At 75.6% G+C, this 16828-nt stretch carries 15 protein-coding genes; 13 read left to right on the top strand and 2 right to left on the bottom strand.

Annotation, left to right across the window (positions count from 1 at the left end; genetic code table 11):
• Positions 1-105: 105 nt before the first annotated feature.
• From AC4H2G_RS05295 to AC4H2G_RS05260, 8 genes are read left to right on the top strand one after another with little or no spacing between them, the layout of a single operon-like run.
• On the top strand, positions 106-1776 hold the full coding sequence (locus AC4H2G_RS05295) for a carbamoyltransferase family protein (protein ID WP_494364705.1): 1671 nt from the start codon (positions 106-108) through the stop codon (positions 1774-1776).
• Positions 1773-3536: an HAD-IIIA family hydrolase gene (locus AC4H2G_RS05290; protein WP_494364704.1), complete on the top strand. Its 1764-nt coding sequence runs from the start codon at positions 1773-1775 to the stop codon at positions 3534-3536. The genes AC4H2G_RS05295 and AC4H2G_RS05290 overlap by 4 nt, the downstream gene beginning before the upstream one ends.
• Positions 3533-4828: a glycosyltransferase family 9 protein gene (locus AC4H2G_RS05285; RefSeq protein WP_494364703.1), complete on the top strand. Its 1296-nt coding sequence runs from the start codon at positions 3533-3535 to the stop codon at positions 4826-4828. The genes AC4H2G_RS05290 and AC4H2G_RS05285 overlap by 4 nt, the downstream gene beginning before the upstream one ends.
• Complete coding sequence (locus AC4H2G_RS05280) at positions 4825-5820, top strand: glycosyltransferase (RefSeq protein WP_494364702.1); 996 nt, start codon at positions 4825-4827, stop codon at positions 5818-5820. Before AC4H2G_RS05285 ends, AC4H2G_RS05280 begins: the two co-directional genes overlap by 4 nt.
• Complete coding sequence (locus AC4H2G_RS05275) at positions 5817-7181, top strand: glycosyltransferase (RefSeq protein ID WP_494364701.1); 1365 nt, start codon at positions 5817-5819, stop codon at positions 7179-7181. The genes AC4H2G_RS05280 and AC4H2G_RS05275 overlap by 4 nt, the downstream gene beginning before the upstream one ends.
• The gene (locus AC4H2G_RS05270; RefSeq protein ID WP_494364700.1) at positions 7178-9499 is read left to right on the top strand and encodes a PfkB family carbohydrate kinase; all 2322 of its coding nucleotides are present in this window, start codon (positions 7178-7180) and stop codon (positions 9497-9499) included. Before AC4H2G_RS05275 ends, AC4H2G_RS05270 begins: the two co-directional genes overlap by 4 nt.
• The gene (locus AC4H2G_RS05265) at positions 9496-10233 is read left to right on the top strand and encodes an SDR family oxidoreductase (protein ID WP_494364699.1); all 738 of its coding nucleotides are present in this window, start codon (positions 9496-9498) and stop codon (positions 10231-10233) included. The genes AC4H2G_RS05270 and AC4H2G_RS05265 overlap by 4 nt, the downstream gene beginning before the upstream one ends.
• Complete coding sequence (locus tag AC4H2G_RS05260) at positions 10230-11372, top strand: glycosyltransferase family 9 protein (RefSeq protein WP_494364698.1); 1143 nt, start codon at positions 10230-10232, stop codon at positions 11370-11372. Before AC4H2G_RS05265 ends, AC4H2G_RS05260 begins: the two co-directional genes overlap by 4 nt.
• Before the next feature lie 48 nt (positions 11373-11420).
• Here the strand turns inward: AC4H2G_RS05260 and AC4H2G_RS05255 are convergent, their stop codons facing one another.
• A complete protein-coding gene (locus AC4H2G_RS05255; protein ID WP_494364697.1) occupies positions 11421-11966 on the bottom strand; it encodes a carboxymuconolactone decarboxylase family protein in 546 nt (181 codons plus the stop codon).
• Between the two features lie 136 nt (positions 11967-12102).
• Between AC4H2G_RS05255 and AC4H2G_RS05250 the strand changes: the two genes are divergently transcribed.
• Entirely contained in the window at positions 12103-12990 is an 888-nt protein-coding gene (locus AC4H2G_RS05250; RefSeq protein ID WP_494364696.1) for an AraC family transcriptional regulator, read from the top strand.
• A complete protein-coding gene (locus AC4H2G_RS05245; protein WP_494364695.1) occupies positions 12987-13490 on the top strand; it encodes a GNAT family N-acetyltransferase in 504 nt (167 codons plus the stop codon). Before AC4H2G_RS05250 ends, AC4H2G_RS05245 begins: the two co-directional genes overlap by 4 nt.
• 191 nt (positions 13491-13681) lie before the next feature.
• Here the strand turns inward: AC4H2G_RS05245 and AC4H2G_RS05240 are convergent, their stop codons facing one another.
• Positions 13682-14173, bottom strand: a complete 492-nt coding sequence (locus tag AC4H2G_RS05240; RefSeq protein WP_494364694.1) for a hypothetical protein — start codon at positions 14171-14173, stop codon at positions 13682-13684.
• A gap of 205 nt (positions 14174-14378) precedes the next feature.
• Between AC4H2G_RS05240 and AC4H2G_RS05235 the strand changes: the two genes are divergently transcribed.
• From AC4H2G_RS05235 to AC4H2G_RS05225, 3 genes are all read left to right on the top strand, one after another.
• Positions 14379-15068: a DUF998 domain-containing protein gene (locus AC4H2G_RS05235; protein ID WP_494364693.1), complete on the top strand. Its 690-nt coding sequence runs from the start codon at positions 14379-14381 to the stop codon at positions 15066-15068.
• A gap of 78 nt (positions 15069-15146) precedes the next feature.
• Positions 15147-15518, top strand: coding sequence for a YciI family protein (locus AC4H2G_RS05230; protein WP_494364692.1), 372 nt, complete (start codon positions 15147-15149; stop codon positions 15516-15518).
• Between the two features lie 4 nt (positions 15519-15522).
• The gene (locus tag AC4H2G_RS05225) at positions 15523-16812 is read left to right on the top strand and encodes an RNA polymerase sigma factor (RefSeq protein ID WP_494364691.1); all 1290 of its coding nucleotides are present in this window, start codon (positions 15523-15525) and stop codon (positions 16810-16812) included.
• Positions 16813-16828 lie beyond the last annotated feature (16 nt).

Here is a 16828-nt window from a genome sequence, read left to right as displayed (position 1 = left end):
AGGTGAGGGCGGGTTGCAGCAGAGCCGACCCGTACGCGTCAGGCGGACGCCCCGTTTCTCGAGGCATGCCACGAGCCTGACCCGATCCGGGAAGGCTCGCCATCCATGCGCGTCCTCGGTGTCAACGCCCTGTTCCACGACCCGTCCGCCGCCCTCGTCGTCGACGGCCGCGTCGTCGCCGCCGCGGAGGAGGAACGCTTCTCACGGCGCAAGCACGGTAAGCGACCCGTCCCGTTCGCGGCCTGGGAGCTGCCGGAGAAGGCCATGGCCTGGTGCCTCGAGGCCGGCGGGCTGCGACCGCAGGACCTCGACGCGGTCGCGTACTCCTTCGACCCGGCGCTCGCGAAGCCCGCGGAGGAGATGGGCCTGCCCGACCCGTGGGACTGGCTGCGCGTGCAGTACGCCGAGCGCGCGCCGCAGTTCATCGCGACGGCGCTGCCCGGCCTGTCCCCCGCGGCAGTCCGGTTCGTGCCGCACGAGGTGGCGCACGCGGCGTCGGCCGCGCTGGCCTCGCCCTTCCCGGTGGCGAGCGTGCTGTCGCTCGACGGGCGCGGCGAGCGCTCGTCGCACCTCGCGGGACGCTACGACCATGGCCGCCTCGAGGTGCTCGCGAGCCAGGAGCTCCCCCACTCGCTCGGCCTCGTCTACGAGTCGCTCACCGAGCACCTCGGGTTCCTGCGGTCGAGCGACGAGTACAAGGTCATGGCGCTCGCGTCGTACGGCGAGCCGCGGTTCCTCGACGACCTGCGCGAGATCCTCTACGCGACCGACGACGGCGGGTTCGTCGCCGAGGCCCCGGACTGGAACCGCTGGGCACCGCCACGGACCGACGACGGCACGTGGGGCACCGAGCACGGCGGCCTCGCGGAGCACGCCGACCTCGCGGCGTCGGTCCAGGCGCGGCTCGAGGAGGTGCTCGTCGACCTCGCGACGTGGCTGCACGGGCAGACCGGCGACCGCGTGCTCGCGATGGGCGGCGGCACCGCGCTGAACTGCGTCGCGAACTCGCGGATCTGGCGCGAGACGCCGTTCGAGGAGGTGTGGGTCCAGCCCGCCGCGGGCGACTCCGGCACGGCGCTCGGCGCGGCGATGCAGCTCGCGGCCGAGGCCGGCGACACGGTCGAGCCCATGGGGTCCGCCGCGCTCGGCCGGTCCTGGACCGACGACGAGCTCGCCGGTTGGCTGCGCACCGCGAAGGTGCCGTTCACGACGCCCGACGACCTGCCCGGCGAGGTCGCGCAGGTGCTCGCCGACAACGGGGTCGTCGCGTGGTTCGACGGCCGCGCCGAGTTCGGCCCGCGCGCGCTCGGGCACCGGTCCCTCATCGCGAACCCCGGGCCGGTCGAGAACCTCGAGCGGCTCAACGACGTCAAGGGCCGCGAGCAGTTCCGCCCGGTCGCACCGATGGTGCTCCTCGAGGACGCGGCCGAGATCTTCAGTGGTGGCCCGATCCCGAGCCCGTACATGCTCTTCGTCCACGAGGTCGCGCCGGAGTGGCGGGACCGGATCGCCACCGTCGTGCACGTCGACGGGACCGCGCGGATCCAGACCGTCGACGGCTCGACGCCGCGCCTGCAGGCGATGATCCGCGCGTTCAAGGACCGTACCGGGCTGCCGGTCGTCGTCAACACGAGCCTCAACACCGCGGGCCGCCCGATGGTCGACGACCCTCGCGACGCGCTCGAGCTCTTCGGGTCCGCACCGGTCGACCTGCTCGTGCTCGGCCCGCACCTCGTGCGGCGCGCCGACCTCTTCGCCACCGAGGAGCGCTCGTGACGCCCCCCGACCCGTACGCCGTGGTCGTCCCCTCGATCGGCCGCCCCTCGCTCCTGCGGCTGCTCGAGACGCTCGCCGCGCAGGCCGACTCCTCCCCCGGCGCGCCGTTGCCCGTCGAGGTGGTCGTCGCCGACGACCGTCGCCTCGTGACGGCCGGGTCGCGCGACGACGCGGGACGCGCACCCGCGTCCGCACCAGAGCCGCCCGAGTCGCTCGATCTCGGGGAGGTGGGCGCCCGGCTCGGCGCGCGCGTCGTCCGGACGGGTGGCCGTGGTCCCGCGGCGGCGCGCAACGCCGGGTGGCGCTCGACGTCGGCGCCGTGGGTCGTCTTCCTCGACGACGACGTCGAGCTGCCCGACGGGTGGGCGGGCCTGCTCGCCGCCGACCTCGCCGCGGCGAGCGACCGCACCGGCGGCGTCCAGGGTCGCCTGCACGTGCCTCTGCCGACGGACCGCCGTCCCACCGACTGGGAGCGTGGCACCGCGGGCCTGCAGGACGCGCTCTGGCCGACCGCCGACATGGCGTACCGGCGCGCCGCCCTCGAGCAGGTCGCCGGGTTCGACGAACGGTTCCCCCGCGCCTACCGCGAGGACGCCGACCTCGCGCTGCGCGTGCGCGACGCCGGCTGGGAGCTGACGCGCGGGACCCGCACCACGACGCACCCCGTGCGCCCGACCGACGACGGCGTGAGCCTGCGCGTGCAGGCCGGGACGCGCGACGACGCGACGATGCGCGCGCTGCACGGGCCCGACTGGCGCGAGCGCGCCGAGACGGGTCGCGGCCGGCTGGCCTGGCACGTCGCGACGGTCGTCGCGGCGGGCGTCGGGGTGGCCGGGGTGCTGGCCCGCAGCCCGCGCGCCGCCGCACTGGGCGCCGCGGCCTGGGCTGGCCTCACCCTCGACTTCGCCCGGCGCCGCCTCGCGCCCGGGCCGCGCCCCGGCGACGACGTCTTCGGCGCCGAGCTGCGCCGCATGCTCTGGACGAGCGCCGCGATCCCGTTCGCGGCCGTGCGCCACCGCGTGGTGGGGACGGTCGCGGCACGACGCGGGCTCGACCCCTGGCCGCCGCCTCTCGCCGCCGTGCTCTTCGACCGTGACGGCACCCTGGTCCACGACGTCCCCTACAACGGCGACCCGGACGCCGTCCGCCCGGTCGACGGCGCGCGCGAGGTCCTCGACGACCTGCGGTCGCGCGGCGTGCGCGTCGGCGTTGTCTCCAACCAGTCGGGCGTCGCGCGGGGTCTGCTCACGCGCGACCAGGTGGACGCCGTGAACGCGCGCGTCGAGGAGCTGCTCGGCCCGTTCGACACGTGGCAGGTGTGCCCGCACGGCCCCGACGACGCGTGCGCGTGCCGCAAGCCCGCGCCCGGCATGGTCCTCGCCGCCGCCGCGGAGCTCGGCGTGCCGCCGTGGCGGTGCGCGCTGGTCGGGGACATCGGTGCCGACGTCGCGGCCGCGCTCGCCGCCGGAGCCGTGCCCGTGCTCGTCCCGACGCCGGTCACGCGCCCGGAGGAGGTCGACGCCGCCCCGCGCGTCGCCCCCGACCTCGCCGCCGCGCTCAAGATGCTCGACGACCGACTCCCCGCCGCCTCGCATCCGCGCGGGACATCCGAGCACGCGTCGTCGAGATCGTCCGACTCACCCGAGGGCCCGTCGTCGAGATCGGCAGGATCGCATCAGATCGGCAGCCCGGGACTGCCGATCTCGCGCCGACCTGCCGATCTCGGTGTGCACGACGAGCTGCCGGAGCGCGGCGCATGACCGCCGACGTGCTGGCCGTGCGTCTCGACAGCGACGGCGACGTGCTCCTCACCGGCCCGGCGATCCGTGCTCTCGCGGCGGGCGCCGCGGCGAGAGGGGGCCACGTCGACGTGCTCGCGTCGTCCGCCGGGCGCGCTGCCGCACGGCTGCTGCCCGGCGTGCGGGACGTGCTCGTGTTCGACGCGCCGTGGTCCGGGTACGCCCCGCCGCCGCTCGACCGGGCCGAGGTCCTCGGCCTCGTCGAGGCGCTCGCCGCGCGCCGCTACGCCACCGCGGTGATCTTCACGTCGTTCCACCAGAGCCCGCTGCCCATGGCGCTGCTCGCCCGGCTCGCCGGGATCCCCTCCGTCGCCGGGACGAGCGACGACTACCCCGGCTCGCTGCTCGACGTGCGGCACCGCCGCCCCGACGGCCTGCACGAGGTCGAGGCCGCCCTGGACCTCGCGCGCGCCGCCGGGTTCCCCGCGTCGACGGTCGACCAGGCCCCCGAGCAGGCACCGGACGGCGCCGCACGACGCGACGACCGGCTGCGCGTGCGCGGGCCGCTGCCCGACGTGCGCCACCTCCTCACCTTCCCCAGCGACGCCGCGGGCGCGGACGGGGACGCGCCGTACGTCGTCGTGCACCCGGGCGCGTCGGTGCCCGCCCGTGCCCCGTCGCCCGACCACGCCCGCGCGATCGTCGCGGCACTGGTCGCGCGGGGCCACCGCGTCGTCGTCACCGGTGGCCCGGGCGAGACCGCGCTCGCCGCGCACGTCGCCGCCGGATCCGCCGCCGGGCGCGCCGCCGAACCCGCCGCCGGGCGCGCCACTGGACCCGCCGCCGGGCGCGCCGGCGGAGGGGTCGTCGACCTCTCCGGTCGGACGGACCTCGCCGGGCTCGCGGCGGTGCTCGCGGGAGCGCGCTGCGTCGTCGTGGGCAACACCGGTCCAGCGCACCTCGCCGCAGCCGTCGGGACGCCGGTCGTGTCGCTCTTCGCGCCGGTCGTCCCCGCCGACCGCTGGGCACCGTGGGGTGTGCCGACGGTGGTCCTCGGCGACCAGGGCGCCGCGTGCCGCGGCTCGCGCGCCCGCGAGTGCCCCGTCCCCGGGCACCCGTGCCTGACCGGCATCCACCCGGACGCGGTGGTCGACGCGGTCGAACGCCTCTCGTCCGGGCCGACGACCGGCCCGACGGCGCAGCCTCACCGGACCACCCCGTCCCACCCGGCCGTCCGACCCCACCAGACCGACCCGACCGATGCGCCACCCGCCCGCGGACCGGCGCCCGAGACCGCGGAGGTGGTCGCATGAGGATCCTCGTCTGGCACGTGCACGGCTCGTGGGCCACGGCGTTCGTCGCCGGGCCCCACGAGTACGTCGTCCCCGTCGTCCCGGATCGCGGGCCCGAGGGCCACGGTCGCGCGGAGACGTGGGACTGGCCTGCGTCGGTGCGCGAGGCGACCCCCGAGCAGCTCGCCGACCTCGCGACCGGCGGCGGGATCGACGTCGTCGTCCTGCAGCGTCCCGAGGAGATCGAGATGCTGCGGCGCTGGACCGGGCTCGTCCCCGGCCGTGACGTCCCCGCGGTCTACGTGGAGCACAACGCCCCGACCGGGCACGCCGCCTCGACGCGTCATCCGCTCGCCGACCTCGACGTCGTCGAGGAGGGGCTCGTCCCGATCGTCCACGTCACGGCGTTCAACCAGCTCATGTGGGACACGGGCGACGCGCGCACGCTCGTCGTCGACCACGGCATCCCCGACCCCGGCCACCGGTACACGGGTGAGCGCGCGAGCGTCGGCGTCGTCGTCAACGAGCCCGTGCGGCGCTGGCGCGTCGCGGGCACGGACGTCCTCGTCGAGCTGGGACGCCACGTGCCGCTCGACGTGTACGGCATGGGCGTCGGCAAGCTCGCCGAGCACCTGACGGGCGGGCCCGTCCTGATGCACGGCCTGCACGACGACGTCCCGCAAGCGGCCATGCACGCGCGCCTCGCGACGTCGCGCGCCTACCTGCACCCGTACCGCTGGACGAGCCTCGGCCTGTCGCTCCTCGAGGCGATGGCCCTGGGGATGCCCGTCCTCGCGCTCCCGACCACCGAGGCGCCCGTCGCGGTGCCGCCCGCCGCCGGGACGCTCAGCTCCCGACCCGACGAGCTCGTCGCGACCGCGCGGCGCTGGCTCGCCGACCCGGACGAGGCGCGCGAGCGCGGCACCGCCGCGCGCGCCCACGTCCTCGAGCACTACTCCCACGCCACGTTCCTGCACCGCTGGGACACGGTCCTCCAGGAGGTGACCTCATGAAGATCGCCATGATCTCCGAGCACGCCAGCCCGCTCGCTGCCCTCGGCGGCGTCGACGCCGGCGGCCAGAACGTCCACGTCGCGTCGCTCGCGACGCGGCTCGGCGCGCAGGGGCACGACGTGGAGGTCTACACGCGCCGCGACGACGTCTCGCTGCCGGAGCGGGTCCCTCTCGCGCCGCGGGTCGAGGTCGTGCACGTGGACGCCGGTCCGCCGGTCCCCGTCCCGAAGGACGAGCTGCTTCCCCACATGGACGCGTTCGGCGCGGACATGCTGCGCCGGTGGAGCGAGCCCGGTGCGGCTCCCGACGTCGTGCACGCGCACTTCTGGATGTCCGGGATCGCGGGCCTGCTGTCCGCGCCGCCACTCGGCGTCCCGCTCGTGCAGACGTTCCACGCGCTCGGGTCGGTGAAGCGCCGCCACCAGGGTGCGCGCGACACGAGCCCGCGTGAGCGCGTGGCACGCGAGCGTCTCCTGTGCCGCGGGGTGGACCGCATCGTCGCGACGTGCAGCGACGAGGTCGCCGAGCTCGTCGCGCTCGGCGCCGACCCGGACCGGGTCGACGTCGTGCCGTGCGGCGTGGACATCGGGCGCTTCCGACCGGACCCGGGGCGGTCTGCGCACCTGCACCGCGAGCCTGGGGTCCTCCGCCTGCTGTCGATCGGGCGCCTCGTCGAGCGCAAGGGCGTGGACACGGTCATCGAGGCGCTGCCCGGCCTGCCGGGCGCGGAGCTCGTGGTCGCGGGCGGTCCGCCGGCCGCGCACCTCGAGGAGGACGAGGAGGCGCGCCGCCTGGTCAAGCTCGCCGACGCGCTCGGCGTCCTCGATCGCGTGCGGCTCGTGGGCAGCGTGACGCAGGACGACGTGCGCGGCCTCATGCACGCCGCCGACGTCGTGGTGTGCGACCCGTGGTACGAGCCGTTCGGCATCGTCCCGCTCGAGGCCGCCGCGTGCGGACGCCCGGTGGTGGGAGCCGCCGTCGGCGGTCTGCTCGACTCGGTCGTCGACGGCCGCACAGGGCTGCTCGTGCCGCCGCGCGACCCGGGCGCGCTGGCCGCGGCGCTGCGACGGATCGCCGACGACCCGGTGCTCGGCGAGCGCCTCGGCTCGGCCGCGCGGGTCCGGGCGGAGCGACTGTACGGCTGGACGACCGTCGCGGCGCGCACGCTCGAGTCGTACGAGCGCGTCGTCGCCGAGGGCCCGCGGTCGGCCGCACGCGGAGTCGCGGGAGTCGCGGAGGCCGCCATGACCGCCGCGTCCCCCGCCGACCCGCGCACCGCCGCTCCCGCCGCCGCGACCACCGGCCCGTCCGCCGCCGCGGCAGCCGTCGGCGTCCAGGCGCGGGCGGTGAGCGCCCGATGACCGCGGCCGAGCGCTGGCTGCGCGCGCACGCCGACGACCTCCACCAGGGCCTCGACCTGCTGCTCGCCGAGGCGGGCCGTATCGACGCGTGGGGTGAGCACCTCGCCGACGTCATGCTCGGGGGCGGACGCCTGCTCGTCGCGGGCAACGGGGGCAGCGCCGCGGAGGCGCAGCACCTCACCGCCGAGCTCGTGGGGCGGTTCGAGGGCGAGCGCGTGCCGCTGTCCGCGATCAGCCTGCACGCCGAGACGTCGAGCCTCACCGCGATCGTCAACGACTACGGGATCGGCGAGATGTACGCGCGGCAGGTCGCCGCCCACGGCCGACCGGGCGACGTCCTCCTGCTGCTGTCCACGTCGGGCAACAGCGAGAACGTCGTCGCCGCCGCCCACCGGGGGCGCGAGCTCGGCCTCACGACGTGGGCGCTCACCGGCCCGAGCCCGTGCGGGCTCTCCGCTGCGTGCGACGACACGCTCGCGATGCAGGGCGCCTCGACGTCGTCCGTCCAGGAGCTGCACCTCGTCGTCGCCCACGCGCTGTGCGCCGCGCTCGACGCGCACGTGCGGCAGCGCGAGGCGACGGCGGCGGGTCTTTCGCTGGGTCGCACGTCCGGCGACGCGCCCACCGTCCCTGCGACCGCCGACGGCGCGGCACCCGCGGACGCGCAGGTCGCGAACCTGCCCGGCGCCGCCGGGGCCGTGCAGGACGACCGACCGCGCGTCGTCGTCGTGGGCGACGTCCTGCTCGACCGCGACGTCGACGGCCAGGTGACGCGCTTCTCCCCCGACGGGCCCGTGCCCGTCGTCGACACCCTCGGGGTCCGGCGCAGCCCGGGCGGTGCCGGACTGACCGCGCTCCTCGCGGCCGACGGCGCGCGCGTGCGTCTCGTCGCGCCGCTCGCCGACGACGACGCCGGGACGGACCTGCGCGGGTTGCTGCGCCGGCACGTCGAGGTCGTGGCCGTCCCGCAGGAGGGCACGACGCGCCGCAAGACGCGCGTGCGCTCTGCCGGCCAGACGGTCGTCCGCGTCGACGACGGCGGCCCCGCCCGCCCGGTCGACGTCCCCGTGGCGCGGGTCCGCGCGGCGCTCGCCGACGCGGCCGTCGTGCTCGTCTCCGACTACGGCGCGGGCACCACGCACGACGGCCCGCTGCGCGACCTGCTCGCCGAGGCCGCGGCGTCGACGCCGGTCGTGTGGGACCCGCACCCGCGCGGCGGGCGGCCCGTGCCCGGTGCCGCACTCGTCACGCCGAACCTCGCCGAGGCGCTCGACGCCGCCGACTCGCTGGGGATCGAGGCGTCGCCCGACGACCTCGGCGGCCTCGCGCAGTCGCTCGCGCGCGGCTGGGACGTCGGCGCGGTGTGCGTCACCGCCGGGGACCGCGGCGCGTTCGTCGCGCGGCCGGCCGGCGAGCCGGCGTACATCCCCGCGACGGCCGTAGCGGGCGACCCGTGCGGCGCGGGCGACCGCTTCGCGTCGACCGTCGCCGCAGAGCTCGCGCGCGGCACCGGCCTCGTCGACGCCGTGGCGCGCGGCGTCGACGTCGCGACCACGTGGGTCGCCACGGGCGGCGCGGAGGGCTACCGGCGGCGCGCGGAGACCTCGGCGCAGGTCGGCGGCGCGGCCCACCGGATCGGGCGGTCCGGCCCCACGGGATCCGCCGAGCCGGCCGGCTCGGGCGGGTCCGTAGCCGAGGGCGCCTCCGCCGTCGACGGCCCCCGGGACGACGCGCGGGGTGCCGTGCCGACGCCCCAGCAGGTCGGGGAGCGCCTGCGCGCCCTCGGCGGCACGATCGTCGCGACCGGCGGGTGCTTCGACATCCTGCACGCCGGTCACGTCGCGACGCTCGAGGCCGCCGCCCGTCTGGGCGACCACCTCGTCGTCCTGCTCAACGGCGACGCGTCCGTGCGGCGGCTCAAGGGTCCCGAGCGGCCCGTCGTCGCACAGGCCGACCGCGCGCGGGTCCTCGCCGCGCTCGACTGCGTGTCCGCCGTCCTCGTCTTCGACGAGGACGACCCGCGCACCGCGCTCGACGCGCTGCGGCCCGACGTGTGGGCCAAGGGCGGCGACTACACCGAGGAGACGTTGCCCGAGGCCGAGGTCGTGCGCCGCCACGGCGGACGCGTCGTCGTCCTGCCCTACGTCGCCGGCCGCTCCACGACCTCGATCCTCGAGCGCTCGGGCCGCTACGCGCCCGCTGCCGCTCATGCCGCCACGCCCGAGGGCCACCCGGACACCGACCGGGCTCCCGTCCCGACTACGTCCCCGACCCCGACCCCGACCCCGACCCCGACCCCGAAGGAGACCACCGCATGACCTCCACCACGACGTTCCAGCAGCCCGCCGACTCGCCGCTCCCCGTGCCGCGCGAGGTCGGGACCGTCTACGTCACGGGCGGTGCCAGCGGCCTCGGGGCGGCGCTCGTCGAAGCCGTGACCGCGGCGGGCGGCAAGCCCGTCGTGCTCGACCGCGTCGCGCCCGCGAACGGCGGCCTGCACGCGATCGTCGACCTCTCGGACTCGGCGGCGGCCGCCGCGGCCGTCGAGCGGCTCGCGGTCGAGGTCGGCCCGCCCGACGCCGTGGTCACCGCCGCCGGGACCGACGCGTGCGGGCGGCTCGACGAGATCGACGTCGAGACGTGGGAGCGCGTCGTGCGGGTCAACCTCTTCGGGACCGTCGCCGTCGTGCGTGCCGCGCTGCCGTACCTCGAGGAGCGGCGCGGCACCGTCGTGACCGTCGCCTCGACGCTCGGGCTGAAGGGCGTCTCGGACGCGACCGCGTACTGCGCGTCAAAGTTCGCCGTCCGGGGCTTCTCGCAGGCGCTCGCGGCCGAGCTCGCGGGCCGGGTCGGCGTCACGTGCCTCGTGCCGGGCGGCATGCGCACCGCGTTCTTCGACGGCCGCACCGAGCAGTACAAGCCCGGGCCGGACGCGGACCTCAACGACCCGCGCGCGACGGCGGCCGCGGTCGTCACCGCGCTGCGCCAGCCCGCGGGCTGCGAGATCCGCGAGATGCTGGTGATGGCCTCCGGCGAGACGTCGTGGCCGTGAGCGACGGCGCGGCCGAGCTGGCCGCCGACCTGCCGTCGGTCGTCGAGGGCGCGGACGAGGGCACGGTCCTCGTGCTGCGCGCGCTCGGGCTCGGGGACGCGGTGACGGCGATCCCCGCGCTGCGCGGGATCCGCCGCGCGTGGCCGGGACGGCGCGTGCTCCTCGCCGCGCCGCCCGAGGTCGGCTCGTGGCTCGAGGGTCTGGGGCTGGTCGACGGCGTCGTGCCGACGCGGGGCCTCGAACCCCTGCGCTGGCTCGACGAGGCCGAGACAGTGACCGGTCTGCCCGCGGCGGGGCACGTCGCGGTGAACCTCCACGGCAGCGGGCCGCAGAGCCACCGCGTGCTGCTCGCCACCGAGCCGGACCGGCTCGTCGCGTTCGCGTCACGCGAGGCCGGTGTCGACGGACCGTCGTGGGACCCGGACGAGCACGAGGTCGACCGGTGGTGCCGCCTCGTCACCTCCGTCGGCGGCGAGTGCGCGCGCGAGGACCTGCGGCTCGAGCCGCCGGCGCCGCGCGACGCCCACGTCGTCGTGCACCCGGGCGCCGCGTCCGGGTCGAGGCGCTGGCCCGCCGACCGGTTCGCCGCGGTGGTGCGGCACCTCGCGGACGCGGGGCACGACGTCGTCGTCACGGGCAGCGCCGACGAGCGCGAGCTGTGCGAACGGGTCGTCGCGGAGGCGACGGGCGCGCACACAGGCGCCGCACCCGAGGTGCCGACCGGGACGGCGACCGACGACCGGGCTGGCGACCGGGCGCTCACGCGTCGCGGGGCCGTCGACCACGCGGCGGGCGTGCTCGACCTGCCCGCGCTCGCCGACGTCGTCGCGACGGCCCGGCTCGTGGTCAGCGGGGACACCGGCGTCGCGCACCTCGCGACCGCGTACGGGACGCCGTCGGTCGTGCTGTTCGGCCCGACGCCGCCCGCGCTGTGGGGCCCGGCCGTCGAGCCGGAGCGGCACGTCGTCCTCTGGCACGGCGACGACGTCCGGCCGGCCGCCGACGGCGAGCGCGCGCCCTACCGGGGCGACCCGCACGGCGAGAGCGTCGATCCCGCGCTCGCCCGAGTTACTGTCGACGAGGTGACGAGCGCGGTCGACGCGCTCCTCGCGCGCGAGCTCGTGCCGTCCGACCGGTGACGAAAGGGGGCGGCACGCCCGTGGGTGGAGGGCGTGCCGCACCCGCCGTCAGGCCGCGCGACGGAGAGCGACGGCCGGGAAGTCGACGGGCACCTCGAGCGCCACGTTGACGTAGTTCGTGAACAGGTTGAGCGCGACGTGCGCGACGACCTCGACGACCTGCTCGTCGGTCCAGCCCAGGTCGCGGACCGTCTGGACGTCCTGCGCGCTGACGTGGCCGCGCTGGTCGACCAGCGCCAGGGCGAGACGCAGCAGACCGGCGACCCGCGGGTCGTCCGACCGGCCTTCCCGGGCGGCGACGAGCTCCTCGTCCGGCACGCCGGCCCGGCGCCCGAGCGCGGTGTGCGCGGCGAGGCAGTACGCGCACGCGTTGCGGTCGGCGACGGCGACGGCGATCTGCTCGCCGATCGCGGGGCCGAGCGTGCCGGTACCGAGGGCGCTGAACGATCCCCACAGGCTCTGCAGCGCGGCCGGTGAGTTCGCGACCGCCCGAAACATCGCCGGGACGCCGCCGAGCGCGACGCCGACCTGGTCGAGAGTCTCCGCGACCGGACCGGTCGCAGACTCCGGGCTGACGAGAGGGACACGTGACATGGGACGGCTCCTTCGAGTGGTGACGACGTAGACGACCACCTTGTTGGGCCGCCGTGGTCCAGCGTCGTCGATCACGGAGGACGGTGGGGAACGTTTCGTCCGGCACACTTGTCATATCGTCTGGCATCCTGAGGCCATGGCTTCGATCGACCGTCTCTCGTACCTGCTCGAGCGGTTTCGCGTGCAGACCCACCTGTTCCACACCGGGCCTCTGTGCGGCACGACCACGTTCGACGCGCGGCCGGGGCGGGCCTTTCTCCACGTCCTTCGCCGCGGTGAGATGGAGGTGACCCACATCGGGATCGACGGCCGGGTCGAGCGGCGCACGGTCGATCGTCCGAGCCTGCTCTTCTACCCGCGACCGCTCGAGCACACGTTTCACAACGCGCCGACCGAGGTGTCCGACTTCGCGTGCGCCACGCTCGATGTCGAGGGCGGCGCGATGCACCCGCTGGTCCGCACGCTCCCGCCGGTGCTGGTGCTCCCGCTCGACGAGGTATCGGGCCTCGAACCCACGCTGGACCTGCTGCTCGCGGAGATCGACGACGTCCGGTGCGGTCGCCGCGTCCTCGCGGACCGCCTCTTCGAGGTGCTCCTCGTGCAGCTCTTCCGGTGGATCCTCGATCACGCCGACGACCTCGCCCTGCCCCCGGGTGTGCTTCCGGGACTGGCCGACGAACGTCTCGCGCCCACTCTCGTGGCCGTCCACGAGTCGCCAGGCAGCCGGTGGACGCTCGAGTCGATGGCGCGCGAGGCGCACCTCTCCCGCAGCGCCTTCGCCGCACGATTCAAGGAGGTGGTGGGCCGACCGCCCGCCGACTACGTCGCGCAGTGGCGGCTCATCGTCGCCCAAGAACGGCTCCGGACGGGCACGCCGGTGAGCCGCACCGCCGTCGAGCTCGGGTACGCGACGCCTGCCGCCTTCTCCCGGGCCTTCAGCCAACGCCTCGGGCTCTCGCCGCGGGCCTGGCTGGCCGCGGACCGGGACGGCGAGCCGGGCCCGGTGGATATGCTCCAGCGATGAGCCAGGAGAACGAGGCGATCCGCCCCTACGCGGCCGGCGACGCCACCGCGACCCTCCGGCTCTTCGAGCGGGCCGTCACCGAGACCGCTCGCTCGCGGTACTCCGAGGCGCAGGTCCTGGCGTGGCTGGGCGGCCCGCGGGACGAGGCGGCGTGGCACGAGCGCCGCGCCGCGGCGGGAACGGTCGTGGCCGTCGTCGACGGGCAGGTCGCCGGGTTCACCGACCTGCGCGACGACGGCTACGTCGACATGCTGTTCGTCTCGCCCGACCACGGACGCCGCGGGATCGGCGCGCGGCTCCTCGATCACGTGGTCGAGACGGCACGACACGACGGCCTCACGACGCTGAGCACCCACGCGAGCAAGGTCGCCCGGCCCGTGTTCGAGCGCGCCGGCTTCACTGTCGTCGAGCGCGAGACGGTGCAGAAGGGAGAGGTCACCATCGACCGGTACGTCATGCAGTGCTCGCTCGACCCGATCGGTTCCGGAGGACCCGCCTGAGCGACGCCCACGGGCGACCAGCCGATCGACGCGCTGCTCAGTGTGAGGCCCGGATAGCGGGATCTGCACGGCGACGAGGGCATCCCGCTGGACGTCGAGACCCAGGCATGGCCGTACGCGTGCGCGATGCGGCGACCGTAGCGAAATCGCCCGGGTCATGTCTGGGGACACCGGAGCCGACGACCACCCGCTCAGGCGCTGCGCGTCATGGTGGACGCGTAGCCGCCCCCGGGGTAGACCCACTCGCCCGCGAGCGAGTCGCCGGCGTCGTCGAAGGTGCCACGGAAGTACGCGGGGCTGCCCTTGGCTCCGCCCCAGATGGTCAACGTGTCCACGACGAGCTCGTACACGTAGTCGAACGTCTCGCCGGTCGAGCCGTAGAACCTCGAGACGACGTCCTCTCCGGCCGGCTCGCCGAACGGGCGGAGGTTGCCGATCACCTCGAGGCCGTCGGTCTCGTGGCCGTCCTGGACGAGGTGCACGTGCTGGAGCAGGAACCAGCCTCCGGCCATCCACTCGTAGGTGACGACGCCCTCGGCACCGCCCGTGACGTCCCACGTGCCGACCAGTCGGTCGAGCGCGGTGAGCGCGGCACTGACACCCTGGACGTCGTCGGTGTTCTCGGTGCTCTCGGTGCTCTCGGTGCTCTCGGTGCTCTCGGTGCTCTCGGTGCTCTCGGTCATGGTTCCCTCTCCCTGTGCGTGCGGTTCCGCCCCGGTCGGGGCGCTCACCGTCACCTCGGGGCCGGTGACCGGTTCTCGACACGGACCGCTCGCGAACACATGTGACCTAGATCACACACGGGGGATGTCGAGGTGCCGATGGGCGCGACGAGGTAGCGGCGTCAGGCCCGAGAGGGCGCGACCCGACCAGGATGAGGAGCACCCGATGAGCACGCAGACCTCCACCACCCCGACCAGCAGCACGACTCCGGCCGCAGCGCCGACGGCACTGCGCCGGTCCACCCGCCTGCTGCTCACCGCGGCGGCGGCCACCGGCCCGTTCTTCTACGCGTCGGCTACCGTGCAGGCGCTCACGCGCGAGGGCTTCGACCTGCGCGTGCACCCCCTCAGCCAGCTCTCCACGGGGAGTCTCGGCTGGATCCAGGTCACGACGTTCGTGCTCACCGGCTTCGGGGTGCTCGCCCTCGCGGTCGGTTTCCGGAGACTCGTGCCCGACGGCGTCGGGCGCCGTGCCGTTCCCGTCCTCCTCGCGCTCTCGGGCCTCGGCTTCGTCCTTGCGGGCGTGTTCGTCATGGATCCCCAGCACGGCTTCCCCGTCGGCACGCCCGACGGCCCGGCAGCCGCGATGTCGTGGCAGGGCGTCGCGCACTCGGTCGCCGCGGTGCTCGCGTTCACGGGGCTGGCGATCGCGTGCGTCGTGCTCACGGTCCGCGCGGTCCGCGAGCGTCGCACCCTGGCAGCCGTCGGTCACGGCGTGGTCGCGCTCGTGCTGCTGCTACCGGTGTCGCCGGAGCAGGCGAGCATCCAGGTCGCCGTGACGGGCGTGGTCGCGTTCACCTGGACCACGGTCGTGGCGATCCGGCTGCGCCGTCGTCCGGCACCCGCGGACGCCTGAGAACGGCCCGCCCGCAACCACGAACCCGCTTACCGTCGCACCGCCCACCGACTCACCCGACAACGAGGGAGAACGACAATGAAGTACCTGATCCTCGGCTACACGCCGACCGCCGACTGGGACGCGGCGACCTCGGACACCCCTTCCGACGAGGCGCTCGCGGCGTTCGCCGTCTACCAGCAGTTCGAGGCGGAGCTGCGCGCGTCCGGCGAGTTCGTCTCGAGCGAGGGTCTGGGCCACCCGGCGGTGAGCACGACCGTCCGTCGGACCGACACCGGCGTCGTCGCCACCGACGGCCCGTTCGCCGAGCTCAAGGAGGTCCTCGCCAGCTTCGCCGTGATCGACGTCGCGAGCCACGAGCGGGCCGTCGAGATCGTCAGCCGCATCGTCGAGGTCCTCGGCGAGCCGGTCGAGCTCCGCCCGATCATGGGCGACGACTTCGCCGCCTGAGGCGATGCCCGACACTCCCGAGAGCACCATCGAGGACCTGCTGCGCACGGAGGCGCCGCAGGTGCTCGGCGCGCTCGTGCGCCGCTTCAGCCGGTTCGACGTCGCGGAGGACGCCGTCCAGGAGGCGCTCCTGGCGGCGAGCGCGCAGTGGCCCGTCGACGGCGTCCCCGCGGAGCCCCGGTCGTGGCTGATCCGCGTGGGGTACCGCCGGATGGTCGATCTCCTGCGCGCGGAGCAGGCGCGACACCGGCGCGAACGACTGGTGGGCGGCACGGAGCTCGCGGTCCAGGAGTCCGATCGTCGCCCCCACGTGGTCGACGACGACGACAGCCTCACGGTGCTCCTCCTGTGCTGCCACCCCGCGCTCAGCCCGACGTCGCAGGTCGCCCTCACCCTCCGGGCCGTCGGAGGCCTCACGACGGCGGAGATCGCCCACGCCTACGGCGTCACGGAGGCGACGATGGGCACGCGGATCAGTCGCGCGAAGCAGCAGCTCGCGCGTGCGGGCGCGCACTTCGTCGCCCCGAGCGCGCAGGATCGCGACGAGCGGCTCGCCGCCGTCCTGCGCGTTCTCTACCTCGTCTTCAACGAGGGCTACACCGCCAGCACGGGCGCCGACCTCGGCCGCGTCGACCTCGCCCGTGAGGCGATCCGCCTCGCCCGGCTCGCACGCGAGCACAGCCCGCACGACCCGGAGGTCGCCGGGCTGCTCGCGCTCATGCTGCTCACCGAGGCGCGGCGCGACGCGCGGACCGACGCCGAGCACCGGCTGGTCCCGCTCGAGGGGCAGGACCGCACCGTCTGGGACCGTGCCATGATCGACGAGGGCACGGCGATCGTCGACGACGTGTGGGCGCGGCGCACGGTCGGGCCGTACCAGGTCCAGGCGGCGATCGCTGCCGTGCACGCCGGCGCGCCCGACGACGCCGCGACCGACTGGCCGCAGATCGCCGTCCTCTACCTGTGGCTCGAGCGGCTCACCCCGACCGGTCCGGTCCGCCTCGCACGCGTCGTCGCCGTCGCGCGCGCGTTCGGCGCGACGCGCGGTCTCGCCCTGCTCGACAGCCTCGACGCCGAGCACGGCCTCCGCGCCGACCCACTGACCCGGTTCCGCGAGCGTGCCGTCCGCGCTCACCTGCTCGACGAGCTCGGCCGCTCCGCCGAGGCCGCCGCGACGTTCCGAGACGCCGCGGGACTGACCGAGAACGCCGTCGAGCGCGACTACCTGCTCGAGCGCGCCCGCGTCGTCGACGCCGGGCCCGGTTCGGACAGTGCCCGGGGTGCGGGTGCGTAGGCCGGTTCGCAGCATA

The sequence above is a fragment of the Cellulosimicrobium sp. BMG9.23 genome (assembly GCF_059159985.1).
Note: the sequence above shows the minus strand (reverse complement) of the source record. Positions and strands in the feature narration are given on the sequence as shown.